12 protein-coding genes are annotated in these 20683 nt (G+C 57.2%); 10 read left to right on the top strand and 2 right to left on the bottom strand.

Translation table 11 applies throughout. The features are described 5' to 3' along the window. Positions 1-244: 244 nt before the first annotated feature. From asd to glgP, 6 genes are all read left to right on the top strand, one after another. Positions 245-1351: an aspartate-semialdehyde dehydrogenase gene (gene asd / locus BJF97_RS26925; protein WP_004854992.1), complete on the top strand. Its 1107-nt coding sequence runs from the start codon at positions 245-247 to the stop codon at positions 1349-1351. 248 nt (positions 1352-1599) lie between these two features. Continuing rightward, a complete protein-coding gene (glgB, locus tag BJF97_RS26920) occupies positions 1600-3786 on the top strand; it encodes a 1,4-alpha-glucan branching enzyme (RefSeq protein WP_014227074.1) in 2187 nt (728 codons plus the stop codon). Beyond that, positions 3783-5759 carry a glycogen debranching protein GlgX gene (gene glgX, locus BJF97_RS26915; protein WP_032694237.1) on the top strand — a complete coding sequence of 659 codons (1977 nt, stop codon included), beginning with the start codon at positions 3783-3785 and terminating at the stop codon, positions 5757-5759. Before glgB ends, glgX begins: the two co-directional genes overlap by 4 nt. A gap of 80 nt (positions 5760-5839) precedes the next feature. After that, on the top strand, positions 5840-7135 hold the full coding sequence (glgC, locus tag BJF97_RS26910) for a glucose-1-phosphate adenylyltransferase (protein WP_004106488.1): 1296 nt from the start codon (positions 5840-5842) through the stop codon (positions 7133-7135). Further along, complete coding sequence (gene glgA, locus BJF97_RS26905; RefSeq protein WP_004854984.1) at positions 7135-8568, top strand: glycogen synthase GlgA; 1434 nt, start codon at positions 7135-7137, stop codon at positions 8566-8568. Before glgC ends, glgA begins: the two co-directional genes overlap by 1 nt. A gap of 15 nt (positions 8569-8583) precedes the next feature. Next, entirely contained in the window at positions 8584-11031 is a 2448-nt protein-coding gene (gene glgP, locus BJF97_RS26900) for a glycogen phosphorylase (RefSeq protein WP_014227071.1), read from the top strand. A gap of 51 nt (positions 11032-11082) precedes the next feature. On the opposite strand, the gene glpD is transcribed toward glgP, so the two are convergent. Next, entirely contained in the window at positions 11083-12591 is a 1509-nt protein-coding gene (glpD, locus tag BJF97_RS26895; RefSeq protein WP_032694238.1) for a glycerol-3-phosphate dehydrogenase, read from the bottom strand. A 212-nt stretch (positions 12592-12803) separates the two neighbouring features. Here glpD and glpE point away from each other — a divergent pair, with 212 nt between their 5' ends. The 3 genes from glpE to BJF97_RS26880 are packed head-to-tail and all read left to right on the top strand — an operon-like array spanning position 12804 to position 14801. Continuing rightward, the gene (glpE, locus tag BJF97_RS26890; RefSeq protein ID WP_004126086.1) at positions 12804-13133 is read left to right on the top strand and encodes a thiosulfate sulfurtransferase GlpE; all 330 of its coding nucleotides are present in this window, start codon (positions 12804-12806) and stop codon (positions 13131-13133) included. A 59-nt stretch (positions 13134-13192) separates the two neighbouring features. Continuing rightward, the gene (glpG, locus tag BJF97_RS26885; protein WP_014227070.1) at positions 13193-14023 is read left to right on the top strand and encodes a rhomboid family intramembrane serine protease GlpG; all 831 of its coding nucleotides are present in this window, start codon (positions 13193-13195) and stop codon (positions 14021-14023) included. Positions 14024-14042: 19 nt separating this feature from the next. Further along, a complete protein-coding gene (locus BJF97_RS26880) occupies positions 14043-14801 on the top strand; it encodes a DeoR/GlpR family transcriptional regulator (protein ID WP_004106478.1) in 759 nt (252 codons plus the stop codon). 165 nt (positions 14802-14966) lie between these two features. Here BJF97_RS26880 and malT read toward each other — a convergent pair whose 3' ends face one another. Then, a complete protein-coding gene (malT, locus tag BJF97_RS26875; RefSeq protein WP_014227069.1) occupies positions 14967-17672 on the bottom strand; it encodes an HTH-type transcriptional regulator MalT in 2706 nt (901 codons plus the stop codon). A gap of 619 nt (positions 17673-18291) precedes the next feature. Here malT and malP point away from each other — a divergent pair. Further along, on the top strand, positions 18292-20682 hold the full coding sequence (gene malP / locus BJF97_RS26865; protein ID WP_009654839.1) for a maltodextrin phosphorylase: 2391 nt from the start codon (positions 18292-18294) through the stop codon (positions 20680-20682). The last annotated feature ends 1 nt before the right edge of the window (position 20683 follow it).

The raw sequence follows: 20683 nt of genomic DNA, 5'->3' as shown, positions 1-20683 counted from the left end.
ATAATCCTGATCAATAAAATAGCGGCGGAAAATATTTCCTTCGCGATATAAATTCCCTGATAATTATTAGGGTATTCCGGGGGGCCAGCGACGGCTGCCGCTATGCAAAATTAGTTACGTTACTGATTGCCTGGCAATCATTGATTAATTTCACTTGCGACTTTAGCTGCATTTTGTAATGTGAAGGACTAACCAGTAGGAAACTGGCCTGGAACAAACAGCACACACCTCGCAGGAATACGTTATGAAAAATGTTGGTTTTATCGGCTGGCGCGGAATGGTCGGCTCTGTCCTCATGCAACGCATGGTTGAAGAGCGCGATTTTGATGCCATTCGCCCTGTTTTTTTCTCCACCTCCCAGCTGGGGCAGCCTGCTCCATCTTTTGGTGGCAGTACCGGTGGCACGCTTCAGGATGCATTCGATCTGGAAGCACTGAAGGCGCTGGACATTATTGTCACGTGTCAGGGCGGCGATTACACCAACGATATTTACCCGAAGCTGCGTGAAAGCGGCTGGCAGGGCTACTGGATTGACGCCGCCTCTTCGCTGCGCATGAAAGACGACGCCATCATCATTCTCGACCCGGTGAACCAGGACGTTATCACCGCAGGTCTGAACAACGGCGTTAAAACCTTTGTCGGCGGCAACTGTACCGTCAGCCTGATGCTGATGTCTCTCGGCGGCCTGTTTGCTCAGGATCTGGTTGAGTGGGTTAGCGTGGCGACTTATCAGGCGGCTTCCGGCGGCGGTGCGCGGCATATGCGCGAGCTGCTGACCCAGATGGGCCAGCTGCACAGCCATGTTGCGGCTGAGCTGGCGGATCCGGCTTCCGCGATCCTGGATATTGAACGCAAGGTCACCTCGTTGACCCGCAGCGGCGAGCTGGCGGTAGACAACTTTGGCGTTCCTCTGGCGGGCAGCCTGATCCCATGGATCGACAAACAGCTGGATAACGGCCAGAGCCGTGAAGAGTGGAAAGGCCAGGCGGAGACCAACAAAATTCTCGCGACCGCCTCACCGATTCCGGTAGACGGCCTGTGCGTTCGCGTTGGCGCGCTGCGCTGCCATAGCCAGGCGTTCACCATCAAGCTGAAAAAAGATGTTTCTATTCCGACCGTTGAGGAACTGCTGGCCGCGCATAACCCGTGGGCCAAAGTGGTACCGAACGATCGTGATATCACCATGCGTGAGCTGACTCCGGCTGCCGTTACCGGCACCCTTACCACCCCGGTGGGTCGCCTGCGTAAACTGAACATGGGGCCGGAGTATCTGTCGGCCTTCACCGTTGGTGACCAGCTGCTGTGGGGGGCCGCCGAGCCGCTCCGCCGCATGCTAAGACAGCTGGCGTAGTCGTCACAAGATGAGAAAAGGGGTGTTGAAACACCCCTTTTTTTTGCGTAATACAAGGAGTAAACGCGAATGTTAGATTTTTCCCAACGGAGGTAACTCAGCCTTGGCTATGCTTTAAGTAAGGAGTCACGATGTCTCCTTACCTGAAGGTGGGACGGAGCAGGGGGACGCATAACGTGCTGCGCCGTTCAGGTCAAAAAAAAGTCGCCGGATACAGGAAAGGGCGACACCTACAACAGGATGAAACCATGTCTAATCGTATTGATAAGGACGTGATTAATGCGCTTATCGCCGGCCATTTTGCGGATCCTTTTTCCGTGCTTGGCATGCATTACACCGACGCCGGGCTGGAAGTTCGTGCATTATTACCCGATGCCACCGATGTGTGGGTCATTGAACCAAAAACCGGACGCAAAGTCGGCAAGCTGGAATGCCTCGACTCGCGCGGTTTCTTCAGCGGCGTTCTGCCGCGTCGTAAAAATCCTTTTCGCTATCAGCTGGCCGTCACCTGGCACGGGCAGCAGAACCTGATTGATGACCCGTACCGTTTTGGTCCGCTGCTGCAGGATCTTGATGTCTGGCTGCTGTCGGAAGGCACGCATCTGCGTCCTTATGAAACGCTGGGCGCGCATGCCGATACCATGGACGGCGTGGTCGGTACGCGTTTCTCCGTATGGGCGCCGAATGCCCGCCGGGTATCGGTCGTCGGCCAGTTTAACTACTGGGACGGCCGCCGCCACCCGATGCGCCTGCGTAAAGAGTCCGGCATCTGGGAGCTGTTTGTTCCCGGCGCGCTGAACGGCCAGCTGTATAAATTCGAGCTTATCGATGCCCACGGCAACCTGCGGGTGAAGTCCGACCCTTACGCTTTTGAAGCGCAAATGCGCCCGGAGAGCGCCTCGCTCATCTGCGGGCTGCCGGAAAAGGTCGCACAGCCGCCGGAGCGCAAGCAGGCTAACCAGTTTGATGCGCCGATCTCGATTTATGAAGTACATCTCGGCTCCTGGCGCCGCCACACCGATAATAACTTCTGGCTGAGCTATCGCGAGCTTGCCGACCAGCTGGTCCCGTATGCCAAATGGATGGGCTTTACCCACCTCGAACTGCTGCCGGTTAACGAGCATCCGTTTGACGGCAGCTGGGGCTATCAGCCGACCGGGCTGTACGCGCCCACCCGTCGCTTCGGTACCCGGGAGGATTTCCGCTACTTTATCAACGCCGCGCACGCCGCGGGGCTTAACGTTATTCTGGATTGGGTGCCTGGCCATTTTCCGGCGGATGATTTTGCGCTCGCCTCGTTTGACGGCACCTCGCTGTATGAACACAGCGACCCGCGCGAAGGCTACCATCAGGACTGGAACACCCTGATTTACAACTACGGCCGCCGCGAGGTCAGCAATTACCTGGTCGGCAATGCGCTGTACTGGATCGAACGCTTCGGCATTGACGCGCTGCGGGTTGATGCGGTGGCGTCGATGATTTATCGCGATTACAGCCGCAAGCAGGGCGAGTGGGTGCCGAACGAATTCGGCGGTCGGGAAAACCTTGAAGCGATTGAGTTTCTGCGCAATACCAACCGCGTGCTGGGCGAACAGACGCCGGGCGCGGTAACCATGGCGGAAGAGTCGACCGATTTTCCCGGCGTTTCCCGTCCTTCCTCCACCGGCGGGCTGGGTTTCTGGTTCAAGTGGAACCTCGGCTGGATGCACGACACCCTCGACTACATGAAGCTGGACCCGGTGCATCGCCGTCATCATCACGACAAGATGACCTTCGGTATGCTCTACAACTACACCGAAAACTTTGTCCTGCCGCTCTCTCATGATGAAGTGGTGCACGGCAAAAAATCGATACTCGACCGCATGCCGGGCGACGCCTGGCAGAAGTTCGCTAACCTGCGCGCCTACTACGGCTGGCTGTTTGCCTTCCCGGGTAAAAAGCTGCTGTTTATGGGCAATGAGTTTGCTCAGGGGCGCGAATGGAACCACGACGCAAGCCTCGACTGGCATCTGCTGGAAGGCGGCGATAACTGGCACCACGGCGTCCAGCGGCTGGTGCGCGACCTCAACCATACCTATCGTCACCATAAAGCGCTGCACGAGCTGGATTTCGATCCCTACGGCTTCGAATGGCTGGTGGTGGACGACCATGAGCGTTCGGTATTTATCTTTGTTCGTCGCGACAGGGCGGGCAATGAAATTATCGTCGCCAGCAACTTCACCCCGGTCCCGCGTCATGAGTATCGCTTTGGCATCAACCAGCCCGGCCGCTGGCGTGAAGAGCTCAACACCGACTCCATGCATTACCACGGCAGCAACACCGGCAACGGCGGCGTCGTTGAGAGCGACCCGATCGCCAGCCACGGTCGTGAACACTCCCTCTCCATTACGCTGCCGCCGCTGGCGACGGTGTGGCTGGTGCGGGAGGCGCAATGATCGCACTCACGGCAGGAAAGCCCGCGCCTTTAGGGGCCAGCTACGACGGTAAGGGCGTGAATTTCGCGCTCTTTTCCGCCCATGCGGAGCGGGTGGAACTCTGCGTGTTTGACGAGCAGGGCAATGAGCGACGCGTCGACCTGCCCGCGCGCAGCGGCGATATCTGGCACGGCTGGCTCGCCGATGTCGGTCCTGGCCTGCGCTACGGCTACCGCGTCCACGGGCCCTGGGACCCAGCGCAAGGGCACCGCTTCAACTCGGCGAAGCTGCTGCTTGACCCCTGCTGCCATCAGGTAGACGGCGGGTTGCCTGACGATGAACGTCTCCACGGCGGCGATCGCGTTCCCGATCGTCGCGACAGCGCGGCGATAGCGCCGAAGTCGCGGGTGATCGACCTGCATTACGACTGGCGCGGCGATAAGCCGCCGCGCACGCCGTGGGGCCAGACGGTGATTTATGAAGCCCACGTCAAGGGGCTGACGTATCTGCACCCCGATCTGCCGGAGAATATCCGCGGCACCTATAAAGCGCTTGGTCATCCGGTGATGATCGATTACTTCCGCATGCTGGGCATTACTGCACTAGAGTTAATGCCGGTGGCGCAGTTCGCCAGCGAACCGCGCCTTCAGCGGATGGGGTTAAGCAACTATTGGGGCTACAACCCGCTGGCGATTTTCGCCCTCGACACGCGCTACGCCAGCGCGCCGGAGCAGGCGTTAAACGAGTTTCGCGATGCGGTAAAAGCGCTACATGCGGCGGGCATCGAAGTGATCCTTGACGTGGTGCTGAACCATAGCGCGGAGATAGACCTGGAAGGGCCGACCTTCTCCCTGCGCGGAATCGATAACCGTAGCTATTATTGGATCAGGGAAGACGGCGATTACCACAACTGGACCGGCTGCGGGAACACCCTCAACCTCAGCCACCCCGGCGTGGTGGAGTATGCCCGCCAGTGCCTGCGCTTTTGGGTTGACGAGTGCCACGTCGACGGCTTTCGTTTCGACCTCGCCTCGGTGATGGGGCGGACGCCGGCGTTTCGTCAGGATGCGCCGCTGTTTGAGGCCATCCGTAACGACCCGCGTCTGGCTGAGGTCAAGCTGATCGCGGAACCCTGGGATATCGGCCCGGGCGGCTACCAGGTGGGTAACTTTCCGCCGCTGTTCGCCGAGTGGAACGACCATTTCCGCGATACCGCGCGTCGATTCTGGCTGCAGCAGAACGTCTCGCTGGGCGACTTCGCTCAGCGTTTTGCCGCATCCAGCGACGTTTTTCAGCGTAACGGCAGAGCGCCTTCGGCGGCGGTTAACCTGGTCACCGCGCACGATGGTTTCACCCTGCGCGACTGCGTTTGTTTCAATCAGAAACATAATGAGGCAAACGGGGAGGAGAATCGCGATGGGACTAACAATAACTACAGCAACAATCATGGTATAGAAGGATTAGAAGGGAGTCTTGCCGTGATTGAACGGCGCCGTGCCAGCGTTCACGCTCTTCTGGCGACGCTACTGCTGGCGCAGGGAACGCCGATGCTGCTGGCGGGTGACGAACACGGTCACAGCCAGCATGGCAACAACAATGCTTACTGTCAGGACAATGCGTTGACCTGGCTGGACTGGAACCATACTAACCGCGGGCTGACCGCGTTCACCGCCGCGTTGATTCATCTGCGCCAGCGCGTTCCGGCTTTAACCGAGAATCGCTGGTGGCAGGAGGGAGACGGCAGCGTTCGCTGGTTAAACCAACATGCGCAGCCGCTGTCCGCCGATGAATGGCAGCACGGTGCGCCGCGTATGCAGATCATATTGTCCGATCGCTGGCTGATAGCGCTCAACGCCACCGCCGAGGTGGCAGAGATGGTTTTACCCGCGGGGGAATGGCGCGCCATTCCACCTTTCGCCGGAGAGGATAATCCGGTCACTATAGCTGTCTGGCATGGGCCCGCGCACGGAGTGTGCGTATTTCAAAGGTCGTAACCTCGGGGCTTCCGGTTGGTCTCGAAGCGGCGGCGCGACGAGAAGGGCAGGCAAGCTGGGGAGTAAAAAAGGAGTTAATTATGGTTGGGGTAGAAAAGAACGATCCATTGATGCTGGCGCGTCAGTTGCCGATCAAATCCGTTGCGCTGATCCTTGCCGGGGGACGTGGTACCCGTCTGAAGGATCTGACCAATAAACGCGCGAAACCTGCTGTCCATTTCGGCGGCAAGTTCCGCATTATCGATTTTGCGTTATCTAACTGTATTAACTCAGGCATTCGACGCATCGGCGTCATCACCCAGTATCAATCGCATACGCTGGTGCAGCATATCCAGCGCGGTTGGTCGTTCTTCAATGAAGAGATGAACGAGTTTGTTGACCTGCTGCCCGCCCAGCAAAGGATGCAGGGGGAAAACTGGTATCGCGGCACGGCGGATGCGGTGACGCAGAACCTCGACATCATTCGTCGTTACAAGGCGGAGTACGTCGTTATCCTCGCGGGCGACCATATTTACAAACAAGACTACTCGCGCATGCTTATCGATCACGTCGAAAAAGGCGCGCGTTGCACCGTGGCCTGTATGCCGGTGCCTATTGAAGAAGCACGGGCGTTCGGGGTCATGGCGGTGGACGAGAGCGATAAGATTATCGATTTCGTCGAAAAACCGGCTAATCCGCCTGCGATGCCGGGCGATGCCAGCAAATCGCTGGCGAGTATGGGTATCTATGTCTTTGACGCGGATTACCTTTATGAGCTTCTGGAAGAAGACGACAGCGATGAAAGCTCCAGCCACGATTTTGGTAAAGACATCATTCCGAAAATCACCAAAGCTGGCATGGCTTATGCACATCCTTTCCCGCTTTCCTGCGTGCAGTCCGATCCGCAGTCTGAGCCCTACTGGCGTGATGTCGGGACCCTGGAAGCGTACTGGAAAGCCAACCTCGATCTGGCTTCGGTGACCCCGGAACTGGACATGTACGATCAGAACTGGCCGATTCGCACCCATATGGAGCCTTTGCCTCCGGCAAAATTCGTCCAGGACCGCTCGGGCAGCCACGGGATGACCCTGAACTCGCTGGTTTCAGGCGGCTGTATTATCTCCGGTTCGGTGGTTGTGCAGTCGGTGCTGTTCCCGCGCGTGCGGGTGAATTCATTCTGTAATATTGATTCGGCAGTCTTGTTGCCAGAGGTTTGGGTTGGCCGTTCGTGCCGCCTGCGTCGCTGCATTATTGACCGCGCCTGCGTGATCCCGGAAGGTATGGTTGTTGGGGAGAACGCGGAAGAGGATGCACGCCGTTTCTACCGCTCGGAGGAAGGTATCGTGCTGGTCACCCGCGACATGCTGCGGAAATTGGGGTATCCACAGGAGCGCTAATGCAGGTATTACATGTATGTTCAGAGATGTTCCCGCTGTTAAAAACCGGTGGACTGGCGGATGTGATCGGCGCGCTGCCTGCAGCGCAAATTGCCGGGGGCGTCGACACGCGCGTACTGCTGCCCGCATTTCCTGATATCCGCCGCGGCGTGACGGATGCGCAGGTGGTGACGCGCCGGGAGACGTTTGCCGGGCGCATCACTTTGCTGTTCGGTCACTTTAACGGCGTGGGCATCTATTTGATTGATGCCCCGCATCTCTACGATCGCCCAGGGAGCCCTTACCACGATACCAATCAGCACGCCTATACCGACAACGTGCTGCGCTTTGCGCTGCTGGGATGGGTCGGTAGCGAGATGGCCTGCGGCCTGGATCCTTTCTGGCGCCCTGACGTTGTTCACGCCCACGACTGGCATGCGGGCCTGACGCCGGCTTATCTGGCGGCGCGCGGCCACCCGGCTAAGTCGGTCTTTACGGTGCATAACCTGGCCTACCAGGGGATGTTCTACTCGTGGCATATGAACGACATTGAGCTGCCGTGGTCGTTCTACAACGTTCATGGCCTTGAATTTAACGGCCAGATCTCCTTTCTGAAGGCGGGGCTCTACTACGCCGACCATATTACGGCGGTCAGCCCGACCTATGCGCGCGAAATCACCGAGCCGCAGTTCGCTTACGGCATGGAAGGGCTGCTGCGTCAGCGGCAGCATGAGGGCCGTCTTTCCGGGATCCTCAACGGGGTGGATGACCATATCTGGAATCCGGAAAGCGACCTGCTGCTGGCCGCGCGCTACGATCGCGATCGGCTGGAAGAGAAAGCGGAAAACAAACGCCAGCTGCAAATCGCCATGGGGCTGAAGGTGGATGACAAAGCGCCGCTGTTTGCCGTTGTCAGCCGTTTGACCAGCCAGAAGGGGCTGGACCTGGTGCTTGAGGCGCTGCCGGGCCTGCTGGAGCAGGGCGGTCAGCTGGCGCTGCTGGGGGCGGGCGACCCGGTGCTGCAGGAGGGCTTCCTGGCCGCCGCGGCCGAGCATCCGGGCAAGGTCGGCGTACAGATTGGCTACCATGAAGCCTTCTCGCACCGCATTATGGGCGGCGCCGATGTGATTCTGGTGCCCAGCCGTTTTGAACCGTGCGGCTTAACCCAGCTGTACGGCCTGAAGTACGGCACGCTACCGCTGGTGCGGCGTACCGGCGGACTGGCGGACACCGTGTCCGATTGCTCGCTGGAGAACCTCGCCGACGGTCTGGCTACCGGCTTTGTTTTTGAAGATAGCAACGCTTTGTCGCTGCTGCGGGCTATTCGACGCACATTCGTCCTGTGGTCGCGCCCGTCGCTCTGGCGCTACGTCCAGCGTCAGGCGATGAATATGGATTTTAGCTGGCAGGTTGCCGCAAATTCTTACCGCGAACTTTATCAACGCTTGCTGTAACCAGGAGCCAAAGCTATGAATGTACCTTTTAGCTACTCATCACCCACCCTGAGCGTTGAGGCGTTAAAGCACTCTATTGCTTATAAGCTGATGTTTATCATCGGCAAAGATCCGGCTATCGCTAACAAACATGAATGGCTCAACGCCACGCTGTTCGCCGTTCGCGATCGCATGGTTGAGCGCTGGCTGCGTTCAAACCGGGCGCAGCTCTCTCAGGAAGTGCGCCAGGTTTACTATCTGTCGATGGAGTTTTTGATTGGCCGTACCTTGTCCAACGCGCTGCTATCGCTCGGTATTTATGAGGACGTGAACAGCGCGCTGGAAGAGATGGGGCTAAATCTTGAAGAGCTGATTGACGAAGAGAACGACCCGGGCCTGGGCAACGGCGGTCTTGGTCGTCTGGCTGCCTGCTTCCTCGACTCGCTGGCGGCGCTGGGTTTGCCGGGCCGCGGCTACGGTATTCGCTACGACTACGGGATGTTTAAGCAGAATATCGTCGACGGGCGGCAGAAAGAGTCCCCGGACTACTGGCTGGAGTACGGCAACCCGTGGGAGTTCGAGCGCCACAATACGCGCTACAAAGTGCGCTTCGGCGGCCGCATTCAGCAGGAAGGTAAACATTCCCGCTGGGTGGAGACCGAAGAGATTATTGCCGAAGCTTACGATCAGATCATCCCGGGTTTCGACACCGATGCCACTAACACGCTGCGTCTGTGGAGCGCGCAGGCCAGCAGCGAGATCAACCTCGGTAAATTCAACCAGGGCGACTACTTCGCGGCGGTGGAAGATAAAAACCACTCCGAGAACGTGTCGCGGGTGCTCTATCCGGATGACTCCACCTATTCCGGGCGCGAGCTGCGCCTGCGCCAGGAGTATTTCCTCGTGTCGGCGACGGTACAGGATATCCTCAGCCGTCACTACCAGCTGCATAAAACCTACGCCAATCTGGCGGACAAAATCGCGATTCACCTCAACGACACGCACCCGGTGCTGTCGATTCCGGAGCTGATGCGCCTGCTGATTGACGAGCATAAGTTTAGCTGGGATGAGGCGTTCGAGGTGACCTGCCAGGTCTTCTCCTATACCAACCATACCCTGATGAGCGAAGCGCTGGAGACCTGGCCCGTCGATATGCTGGGTAAAATCCTGCCGCGTCATTTGCAGATTATTTTCGAGATTAACGACTACTTCCTGAAGACCCTGCAGGAGCAGTATCCCAACGATACGGCGATGCTGGGCCGTACGTCGATTATCGACGAGTCTAACGGGCGTCGCGTACGCATGGCGTGGCTGGCGGTGGTGGTAAGCCACAAGGTCAACGGCGTGTCGGAGCTGCACTCCCGGCTGATGGTCGAGTCGCTGTTTGCCGAATTTGCCAAAATCTTCCCGATGCGCTTTACCAACGTCACGAACGGCGTCACTCCGCGCCGCTGGCTGGCGCTGGCGAATCCGCCGCTGTCGAAAGTGCTGGATGAAAATATCGGCCACACCTGGCGTACGGATTTAAGCCAGCTGAAGGAGCTGGAGCAGCATATTGACTATCCGAAGGTTAACCAGGCGGTGCGCCAGGCCAAGCTGGAAAACAAGCAGCGGCTGGCGAACTACATCGGCCAGCAGCTTAACGTGGTGGTCAACCCGAAAGCCCTGTTCGATGTGCAGATCAAGCGTATTCACGAGTACAAACGCCAGCTAATGAACGTGCTGCATGTGATCACCCGCTACAATCGCATTAAGGCCGATCCCGACGCCGAGTGGGTACCGCGCGTGAATATCTTCGCCGGCAAGGCGGCTTCGGCTTACTACATGGCGAAGCATATTATTCATTTAATCAATGACGTCGCGGCGGTGGTGAATAACGATCCGGACGTTGGCGATAAGCTGAAAGTGGTGTTCATTCCTAACTACAGCGTAAGCCTCGCGCAGCTGATCATTCCAGCGGCGGATCTCTCCGAGCAGATCTCGCTGGCGGGGACGGAGGCGTCCGGTACCAGCAACATGAAGTTCGCGCTTAACGGCGCGTTAACCATCGGTACCCTGGACGGGGCTAACGTTGAGATGCAGGAGCACGTCGGGGCGGATAATTTCTTTATCTTCGGTAATACGGCGGAAGAGGTTGAAGCCCTGCGGGCTAACGGCTACAAACCGCGTGATTACTATGAGCAGGATGAAGAGCTGCACCAGGCGCTGACGCAGATCGGCACCGGCCTGTTCAGCCCATCGGAGCCGGGACGCTACCGTGACCTGCTGGATTCGCTGATTAACTTCGGCGACCACTATCAGGTTCTGGCGGATTACCGTAGCTACGTGGATTGTCAGGATAAGGTGGATGAGCTGTACCGTCATCCGGAGGAGTGGGCCAATAAAGCGATGCTGAATATCGCCAATATGGGCTACTTCTCTTCTGACCGCACTATTAAAGAGTATGCCGACCATATCTGGCATATCGATCCGGTAAGGTTGTAACGGATTAGCCATAAAAAACGGGGCCCGCAGGCCCCGTTACTGTTTGCGGTGTTACGACGCCAGCGACAGCTCAGACTTTCCCGCGTGCTGCGCCAGCCACTCGCTGATGCGCGCCTGCTGCTCGTCATTCAGCCACATACCTTGTTTAGTGCGACGCCAGATCGCGTCATCCAGCGAACGAACCCATTCGTGCTCAACCAGATAGCGCAGTTCGGCTTCAAAAAACTCATGGCCGAAATGCTCACCCAGATCGTCCAGTGAGGTCGCCTTATCAAGGATTAGCTCGCTGTTGCTGCCGTAGGTGCGGGCGTAATGGCGGGCCATCGATTCGCTGATAAACGAAAAGCGGCGGCGCAGTTTCGCCGCGTAGTCGTCACGGTCGCTGCCGATATCGCCGCCGGGCAGCACCGCGGTTTTGGTCCATGCCGGGCCGATGCCTTTGTAGTAAGGCGTCAGTTTCTCCAGCGCGTGCTCGGCCAGCTTGCGATAGGTGGTCAGCTTGCCGCCAAAGACCGACAGCAGCGGCGCCTGCCCGTTATCATCATGGATATCAAGAGTGTAATCGCGGGTGATCGCCTGCGGCGAGTCGGATTCATCGTCGCACAGCGGGCGCACGCCGGAGTAGGTCCAGACGATATCGTCCCGCGTGAGAGGCTTTTTAAAGTGGGCGTTATAGACGTTCAGCAGGTAGTTAACTTCGTTGTCGTCGATCGCTACCGCTTTCGGATCGCCTTTATACTCCACGTCGGTGGTGCCGATGATGGAAAATTCATCCATCCACGGGATCACAAACACAATGCGTTTATCTTCATTTTGCAGGATGTAGGCCTGTTTCTGCGTGTGCACGCGCGGCACCACGATATGGCTGCCCTTGATCAAGCGAATACCGTACGGCGAGCGCAGATGCATCCCTTCGTCGAAGAACTGTTTGACCCACGGGCCGGTGGCGTTAACCAGACCGCGCGCCTGCCAGGTAAACTTCTCGCCGCTATCAATATCTTCGGCTTCGACAATCCACAAACCGTTTTCACGTTTTGCCGAGATGGCGCGGGTCCGCGTGCGCACTTCCCCGCCTTTACGCACAACCATCTGGGCATTGGCCAGCACCAGACGCGCATCGTCAACCCAGCAGTCGGAATATTCGAAACCGCGCACGATTTCAGGTTTAAGTACCGGTTCTGTGCCAAAACGCAACCCGGTTGAGCCGGGTAAGCTGGTGCGCTTGCCCAGATGATCGTACATAAACAGGCCAATGCGGATCATCCACGCCGGACGCAGGTGCGGGCGATGCGGTAAACGAAAGCGCATCGGGAAGGCGATATGCGGGGCCATTTTCAACAACACTTCGCGTTCGGCCAGCGCTTCGCTCACCAGGCGGAACTCATAGTGTTCAAGGTAGCGCAGCCCGCCGTGAATCAGCTTTGAGCTGGCGCTGGATGTGGCGCAGGCAAGGTCGCTTGCCTCCAGCATCAGTACGGATAAACCACGCCCTGCGGCGTCTGCCGCGATACCGGCACCGTTGATGCCTCCCCCTATCACAATCAGATCTTTGGTTTCCACGCTCGCCACCTCTTACACTTTCGTTTAAGCTCACAAATGTTCGATATCGCTCAATATAGCAAACAATCGCGCTATTGGTAACATCAAAAAAACATTTCAGAGTGATGCGTGTAACATATTGGCGTTTATTTAGCGCCAGGCTGTACACTAGACGCTAAAATCCAGGGCGTTTCGCCGCCTGCCTGTATATCCGTATATAAAGAAGAGAGCTTATGGATCGCTTTGAATGTATTAACGTAGAAGAAGCCCACCAGAAAATGCACCAGCAGACGGCGGTGCTGGTCGATATTCGCGACCCGCAAAGCTATGCGATGGGCCACACGCCGGGCGCATTCCATCTGACCAACGATACGCTGGGCGCGTTTATGCGCGACAACGACTTTGATACGGCGGTCATGGTGATGTGCTATCACGGCAATAGCAGCAAAGGCGCCGCGCAGTATCTGCTGCAGCAGGGTTACGACAAGGTTTACAGCGTGGACGGCGGGTTTGATGCCTGGCACCGGCATTTTCCGGCGGAAGTCGCGCATGGCGCACTTTAGGCGTTAGCGCCGGTTGTGGCTATAATATCTCCCTTTGTGTGGAATAAGCGATCCGCTGCATGTTAATGATTACCTCTTTTGCCAACCCGCGCGTGGCCCAGGCGTTTGTCGACTATATGGCGACGCAGGGCATTATTCTGACTATTCAGCAGCATACGCAGAGCGATATCTGGCTGGCTGATGAGTCCCAGGCCGGACGCGTACAGGCCGAACTGGCCCGCTTTCTGGAAAATCCCGCCGATCCGCGTTACCTCGCCGCCAGCTGGCAGTCGGGGCACACCAATAGCGGGCTGCACTACCAGCGCTTTCCCTTTTTAGCGACGCTTCGCCATAACGCCGGGCCGGTGACCTGGGGCGTGCTCTTCGCCTGCATCGCCGTCTTTGTCCTGCAAACGGTCATTGGCGATCAACCGGTCATGCTGCTGCTGGCCTGGCCCTACGATCCTTCGCTGAAATTTGAAGTCTGGCGCTACTTTAGCCATGCGCTTATGCACTTCTCGCTGATGCATATTCTGTTCAACCTGCTATGGTGGTGGTACCTCGGCGGAGCGGTAGAAAAGCGCATCGGCAGCGGCAAGCTGGTGGTGATTACGGTGATCGCCGCTTTGCTGAGCGGCTTTGTGCAGCATCAGTTCAGCGGCCCGTGGTTTGGCGGACTCTCCGGCGTAGTCTATGCGCTAATGGGCTATGTCTGGCTACGGGGCGAGCGCGATCCGCAGAGCGGCGTTTATTTACAGCGCGGCTTGATACTCTTCTCTTTAGTATGGTTAATTGCTGGATGGTTTGATGTTTTCGGCATGTCGATTGCGAACGGTGCGCACGTGGCCGGTCTGGTGACCGGGCTGGCGATGGCGTTTGTTGATACGCAGAATGTGCGAAAACGAACGTAGAGATTCCCAGGGATATTTCATGAAACAAACACAACGTCATGACGCGATTATCGAGCTGGTAAAAAAACAGGGATACGTCAGTACCGAAGAGCTTGTCGAGCAGTTTGCCGTCAGCCCGCAGACCATTCGCCGCGATCTGAATGATTTAGCCGATCAGAAAATGATTCTGCGTCATCACGGCGGCGCTGCGCTACCGTCCAGCTCGGTGAATACGTCCTGGCACGACAGAAAATCGACCCAGACCCAGGAAAAAGAGCGCATCGCCCGCAAGGTGGCGAGCGAAATCCCCGATGGCGCGACGCTGTTTATCGATATCGGTACCACGCCGGAAGCGGTGGCCCACGCGCTGCTTAACCATAACGACCTGCGCATCGTCACCAATAACCTCAACGTCGCCAATACGCTGATGGTGAAAGAGGACTTCCGCATTATCCTGGCCGGCGGCGAGCTGCGCAGCCGGGATGGCGGTATTATCGGTGAGGCCACCCTGGACTTTATCTCCCAGTTTCGCCTTGATTTCGGCATTCTCGGCATCAGCGGTATCGACAGCGATGGCTCGCTGCTGGAGTTTGACTACCACGAAGTGCGCACCAAACGGGCGATTATTGAAAACTCCCGCCACGTGATGCTGGTCGTTGACCATTCTAAATTTGGCCGTAATGCGATGGTCAACATGGGCAGCATCAGCATGGTTGATGCGGTCTATACCGATGTGATGCCGCCCGCCGGCGTACTGAAGGTGATTACCGATAACAACCTTCAGCTGGAGCTGTGCTGAACCTTTAGCATTTCCGGGTCATGCCAGAGCGTTGCTCCGCCTGACGCGCGCGATTGATGGCGTGGTGTTGATGAGTGACAGGATTATCTCCGCCGTCAGGCGGAGGGAAACCTGCCGCCGGCGATGACGTAACGGTTATGTTGCCTGAAGCGAGCCGATAGCGGCTTAAACCCCGTATCCCATCATTTTCAACAGCTGCTGGGCATGCTGAACGGCATCCTGGCGGTGCGCCACGCCCAGCTTCTGATACAAGTTACGGATATGCGTTTTAATCGTAGTGGCGGCCACGTCCAGCTCACCGGCAATCTGCTCGTTGCTGTAGCCGGAATAGATAAGTCCCAGGACCTGCCATTCGCGCTGGGTCAGCGGGCTGGTGCGGATAAGCTCCGGCACTTCCGGGTGGTTCAGCAGCCGTTCGACGAAGCTCTCGTCAAAGTGGGCGAACTTATGCCGATGATGCTGGTTGATATCGCGCAGAATACGCTGGGCGCGGTGCTGCTCCAGCTCCGGCAGCGTATTGAGCTGAATCAGCTGGCGCAGCTGCTGCGCCATCGCTTCGCCTTCAATGACAAAATGATTAATAAACCCGGTGCGGTTAGCGAGGGTGAGCGCTTCCAGCAGCGCTTTTTGCGCTTCGCTCTTACGCCCGGCCTGCCAGTAGAGCTGGTTGAGCAGCAGCAGGTTGCGGTTCAGGTCGCTCATCAAACGCAGCGAGCGGGCGTTATCGTTTAGCTCTTCCAGCACCATTTCGGCGGAATCAAAATCGCCGAGCAGGATCTGCGCGCGGGCGATATTGCGCCACTGGCTCTGCAGGAAATGGTTGTTAGCGAATTCCGGTTTTGGCGTCTGGCGCAGCCAGTTTGCCGCGGCGGCTTTATCGCCGATCATCTGCCAGTAGATCACCCGGACTTTGTCGGCATTGGATACCCAGTCGCTATGGTAATGGCCGTTGCCAAGCAGGTTTTCCAGGCGATTCAAATGGCTGCGGGCGTTATCCAGGTCGCCCCGCGCCAGCGAGCACTGTACCATCAGCGTCAGGCACTGCAGCTGCTGCTGCGGCTGATAGGAGGAAAGCACGTTCATGCCGCTGCGCGCGGAGGTCTCCGCTTCATCCAGCCGCGCCCAGGCCCACAGCAGCTGGGAGCGAATCCGCAGCAGGAACTCGTGCATCGGCAGCTGCTCAAGGTGCTGTTCGCGAATCAGCTGGAACGCTTTTTCCTGAATTTCCCAGGCGGCCTGCAGGAACCCCTGCGCAAAGAGGATTTCGCTTTGCTGGATCATGCTCCATAACGCGTAGTGCCAGACGTCATGACGGCGGGCCATCTGTTCCGTCTGCTGCATGACCGCCAGCGATTTGCTCAGCTGGCCTTTGCAGTGCAGAACTTCACCGTGTACGGATGTGGCAACGATACGGCTGTAGTAGCTGGCCAGCGGCAGTTCATCAAGGGCCACCATCGCCAGGCGCTCGGCTTCGTCCTGATCGCCCGCGTTGATCGCCACCTGGGCGCGCAGGGCGTTGAAATCCCCGTGCATGGCGGTGTCCATTTCCGTATCCATCTCCTGCTCGGCGCGCGCCAGCAGGGTATTCACTTCGCTATAGCGGTGCTGGCTCTGCATCAGCCAGGCCTGCAAAAGAATTAAACGCGGGTTTTCCAGCAGGTTTGACCACGGCAGCGCGGCGAGGGACTGCTCCAGCAAACTCAGTTCGCTGTGGTTAAACATGCCCCACGCGTGGTTGAGCAGAATATCGCGCAGCATTTTGGCGTCACCCGCGGCCAGGGCGTGATGAATGGCTTCGCTCGGGAAGCCTTGCGCCATCCAGCTTTCTGCCGCCGCACGGTGAATTTCCGGTAGCTCAACCGCCAGCTCCCACTGGCAGCGCTGGCGCAGGAAGTTGCCGAACAGCGGATGGTAGCGGAACCATTCGCCGGAATCGTCCATCCGCTGCAGGAATAAGCCCTGACGTTCAATTTCTTCCAGCTGCATCTGGCCATTCTCTTCGCCGGTAACGCGGACGATGAGCGCATCGTTCATTGAACGCAGTAGCGAACTTTTCAGCAGGAAATTACGCGTCCGCGGGTCCACGTTGTCCAGCACCTCATCGACCAGGTAGTCAGAAAGATGGCTGGCGTTAATGCCGGCAAGACGACGGGCGGAGTGGTGGGCGGAAGTATTGTTCTGGCGCGCCGAGAGGGCAATCAGCTGTAGCGCGGTGGCCCAGCCGGCAACATCGTCGCACAGCCTTTTGCTGTCGTCGGCCTCAATGGGCGAACTGAGACGACAGTCGAAAAACTGCTTGGCTTCCTGATGGGTAAAAGCCAGCTGCTGGCTGCCGATTTCCAGCAGCTGATCGCGCACGCGCAGGTTGGCGATACCCAGCTGCGGCAGATTACGCGACAGCACCACCAGCGTCATATTTTCTGGCTGATGGCGGAGGAAGAAACGCATTGCGTCATGAATCACCGGATTGCTGATCAGATGGTAATCATCAATCACCAGGAACAGCGGGCGCTGCCAGTCGGCCAGTTCAATAAACAGTTGTGCGAAGAGGGAAGGCAGGCTGGCGTACTGGCGTTTTTGCACCATCGCTTCACTGGCCGCGCAGTGGCCGCCGGTTGCCTGTTGAACGGCGGCGATAAGATAGCTGGCAAAACGCTCCTGTTGGTTATCGCCTTCATCCAGGGAGAACCAGCCGAGATCGTTTTTCCCCGCCGCCCATTGAGACACGAGCGTGGTCTTACCGTAGCCAGCCGGGCTGGTCACCAACGCGAGACGATAATTGTTCGCGCCGGAAAGTTTCGCCAGCAATCGCTCACGAACCACAGTGTGTTCAAGGCGGACCGGGCGACTTAATTTAGACGGAATCAACATAGTTCTTCATTTCGCTGTGCAAGGGAGGAGTTGCGAATTTTTTTGCGCTTCGTAATTAATATCCAATAAGGTCGGCCATAATGAATTTTATTGCAAGTTATGTCCGAGTTTTATGCTCTTGAATTTGCTCTATGTCACAAATTTGGACATAGAGATAAATTCACAGAAATCCGCGTCAGCGTGCGCGGTTGTTGGGATTGCGCAGGTTACAGACACAATAAGCTAATGTTTTATTACAAAATTAGTAGCTGTTTGTTTTTAATAAAATATTATCAGCGAAATCTTATAAGTCATCCTTTTGAGCTATTTCTACATTAAAGTACGTTTATTCCCCTGATATTTACTTTTATTTGTCGATATTTACACAACGGCGTTTCGCTTGCTTTTATCGTCCTGGCTTGTAACAAAATTTTGAGCGCCAGGCGGGCCGGTTTGTTGTTCCGGTATGGCGAATTTTGCAGCATAATTTTGGCCGGTAGGCTAACGTAATAGTGGCCACGATCACACTTTTCGCTCATCCCTGCTACTCCTCCCCGGCTAATCCCTGGCGGGATGAGGACGTGACTCCGGGAGGTCGGCACACTAACGCTAACGTTTTAGTAAAGGACCCGGATTACTTATGTCACAGACTTCTTTTAACAAAGCTCAGTTTCAGGCTGCACTGACGCGTCAGTGGCAGCATTTTGGTTTACAGTCCGCTTCCGAGATGACCCAGCGTCAGTGGTGGCGCGCCGTTAGCGGTGCGCTGTCCGAGCTGTTGTCGGCTCAGCCGGTAGCGAAAGCGGCCGAAGGGCAGCGCCACGTAAACTATATCTCCATGGAGTTTTTGATCGGTCGCCTGACCGGCAACAACCTGCTTAACCTTGGCTGGTATCAGCAGGTCAGCGATGAGCTTCAGGCCCACGACATTAATTTGACCGACCTGCTGGAAGAGGAAATCGACCCGGGTCTGGGCAACGGCGGTCTTGGCCGTCTGGCGGCTTGTTTCCTTGATTCAATGGCTACCGTTGGCCAGTCGGCGACCGGCTACGGCCTGAACTACCAGTACGGTCTGTTCCGCCAGTCTTTCGCTGACGGCCAGCAGATGGAAGCGCCGGATGACTGGGGGCGTAATAGCTACCCGTGGTTCCGCCACAACGAAGCGCTGGACGTGCAGGTTGGCCTCGGCGGTAAAGTGACCAAAAGCGGTGAGTGGGTACCGGCATTCGTGATTACCGGCGAAGCCTGGGATCTGCCGGTGCTGGGCTACCGCAACAACGTGGCTCAGCCGCTGCGCCTGTGGCAGGCTAAGCACGCGCATCCGTTTAACCTGACTAAATTCAACGACGGCGATTTCCTGCGTGCCGAACAGCAGGGCATTGACGCCGAAAAACTGACGAAAGTTCTCTACCCGAACGATAACCATCAGGCGGGTAAAAAACTGCGTCTGATGCAGCAGTACTTCCAGTGCGCCTGCTCGGTTGCCGATATTCTGCGTCGCCATCATCTGGCGGGCCGCAAGCTGGCGGAGCTGGCGGATTATGAAGTCATCCAGCTTAACGATACTCACCCGACGATTGCGATTCCGGAACTGCTGCGCGTGCTGATTGATGAGCATCAGCTGAGCTGGGACGACGCCTGGGCGATTACCAGCAAAACCTTCGCGTATACCAACCACACCCTGATGCCGGAAGCGCTGGAGTGCTGGGATGAGAAGCTGGTGAAAGCGCTGCTGCCGCGCCACATGCAGATCATCAAACAGATTAACGACCGCTTTAAAACGCTGGTGGATAAAACCTGGCCGGGCGATAAGCAGGTATGGGCGAAACTGGCGGTGGTGCACGATAAACAGGTTCGCATGGCGAACATGTGCGTGGTGAGCGGCTTTGCGGTTAACGGCGTTGCCGCGCTGCACTCCGACCTGGTGGTGAAAGATCTGTTCCCGGAATATCACCAGCTGTGGCCGAATAAATTCCATAACGTCACCAACGGTATTACCCCGCGCCGCTGGATCAAACAGTGCAACCCGGCTCTGGCCGCGCTGCTGGATAAAACCCTGAAGAAAGAGTGGGCCAACGATCTCGACCAGCTGATCAACCTCGAAAAATATGCCGATGACGCTAAGTTCCGTCAGACGTATCGCGACATTAAGCTGGCCAACAAGGTTCGTCTGGCGGAGTTTGTGAAGCGGCGTACCGGTATCGAGATTAATCCGCAGGCGATTTTCGATATCCAGATTAAACGTCTGCACGAGTACAAACGTCAGCACCTCAACCTGCTGAACATCCTCGCGCAGTACAAAGAAATCCGCGAGAACCCGCAGACGGACCGCGTACCGCGCGTGTTCCTGTTCGGTGCGAAAGCGGCGCCGGGCTACTACCTGGCGAAGAATATTATCTGGGCGATCAACAAGGTTGCCGCAGCGATCAATAATGATCCGCTGGTTGGCGATAAGCTGAAAGTGGTATTCCTGCCGGACTACTGCGTCTCGGCGGCGGAAATGCTGATCCCGGCGGCGGATGTCTCCGAGCAGATCTCTACGGCGGGTAAAGAGGCCTCCGGTACCGGCAATATGAAGCTGGCGCTGAACGGCGCGCTGACCGTGGGAACCCTGGACGGGGCGAACGTGGAAATCGCTGAGCAGGTGGGTGACGAAAACATCTTTATCTTCGGTCATACCGTGGAAGAAGTGAAAGCGCTGAAGGCCAAAGGCTACGATCCGCTGAAATGGCGTAAGAAAGACAAGCTGCTGGACGCGGTGCTGAAAGAGCTGGAGAGCGGCAAATATAGCGATGGCGATAAGCATGCCTTTGACCAGATGCTGCATAGCCTGCTGAAAGGCGGCGATCCGTACCTGGTGCTGGCGGATTTTGAAGCCTACGTGGCGGCGCAGAAGCAGGTTGATGCGCTGTATCGCGACCAGGAGGCCTGGACGCGCGCAGCGATCCTGAACACCGCGCGCTGCGGCATGTTCAGCTCCGACCGCTCGATTCGCGATTATCAGCAACGTATCTGGCAGGCAAAACGCTAAG

The sequence above is a fragment of the Klebsiella sp. LTGPAF-6F genome, assembly GCF_001753185.1.
In the GTDB taxonomy this organism is placed as follows: Bacteria; Pseudomonadota; Gammaproteobacteria; order Enterobacterales; family Enterobacteriaceae; genus Klebsiella; species Klebsiella michiganensis.
The sequence above is the reverse complement of the archived record's forward strand: the minus strand, read 5'-3'. Positions and strand labels throughout refer to the sequence as shown.

Bases quoted from the DNA above. Each gene is read 5' to 3' on its own strand.
- glgX (WP_032694237.1), top strand. From the start codon at position 3,783: ATGATCGCACTCACGGCAGGAAAGCCCGCGCCTTTAGGGGCCAGCTAC.
- glgP (WP_014227071.1), top strand. From the start codon at position 8,584: ATGAATGTACCTTTTAGCTACTCATCACCCACCCTGAGCGTTGAGGCG.
- malP (WP_009654839.1), top strand. From the start codon at position 18,292: ATGTCACAGACTTCTTTTAACAAAGCTCAGTTTCAGGCTGCACTGACG.
- BJF97_RS26880 (WP_004106478.1), top strand. From the start codon at position 14,043: ATGAAACAAACACAACGTCATGACGCGATTATCGAGCTGGTAAAAAAA.
- malT (WP_014227069.1), bottom strand. From the start codon at position 17,672: ATGTTGATTCCGTCTAAATTAAGTCGCCCGGTCCGCCTTGAACACACT.
- glpE (WP_004126086.1), top strand. From the start codon at position 12,804: ATGGATCGCTTTGAATGTATTAACGTAGAAGAAGCCCACCAGAAAATG.
- glgA (WP_004854984.1), top strand. From the start codon at position 7,135: ATGCAGGTATTACATGTATGTTCAGAGATGTTCCCGCTGTTAAAAACC.
- asd (WP_004854992.1), top strand. From the start codon at position 245: ATGAAAAATGTTGGTTTTATCGGCTGGCGCGGAATGGTCGGCTCTGTC.
- glgB (WP_014227074.1), top strand. From the start codon at position 1,600: ATGTCTAATCGTATTGATAAGGACGTGATTAATGCGCTTATCGCCGGC.
- glpG (WP_014227070.1), top strand. From the start codon at position 13,193: ATGTTAATGATTACCTCTTTTGCCAACCCGCGCGTGGCCCAGGCGTTT.
- glgC (WP_004106488.1), top strand. From the start codon at position 5,840: ATGGTTGGGGTAGAAAAGAACGATCCATTGATGCTGGCGCGTCAGTTG.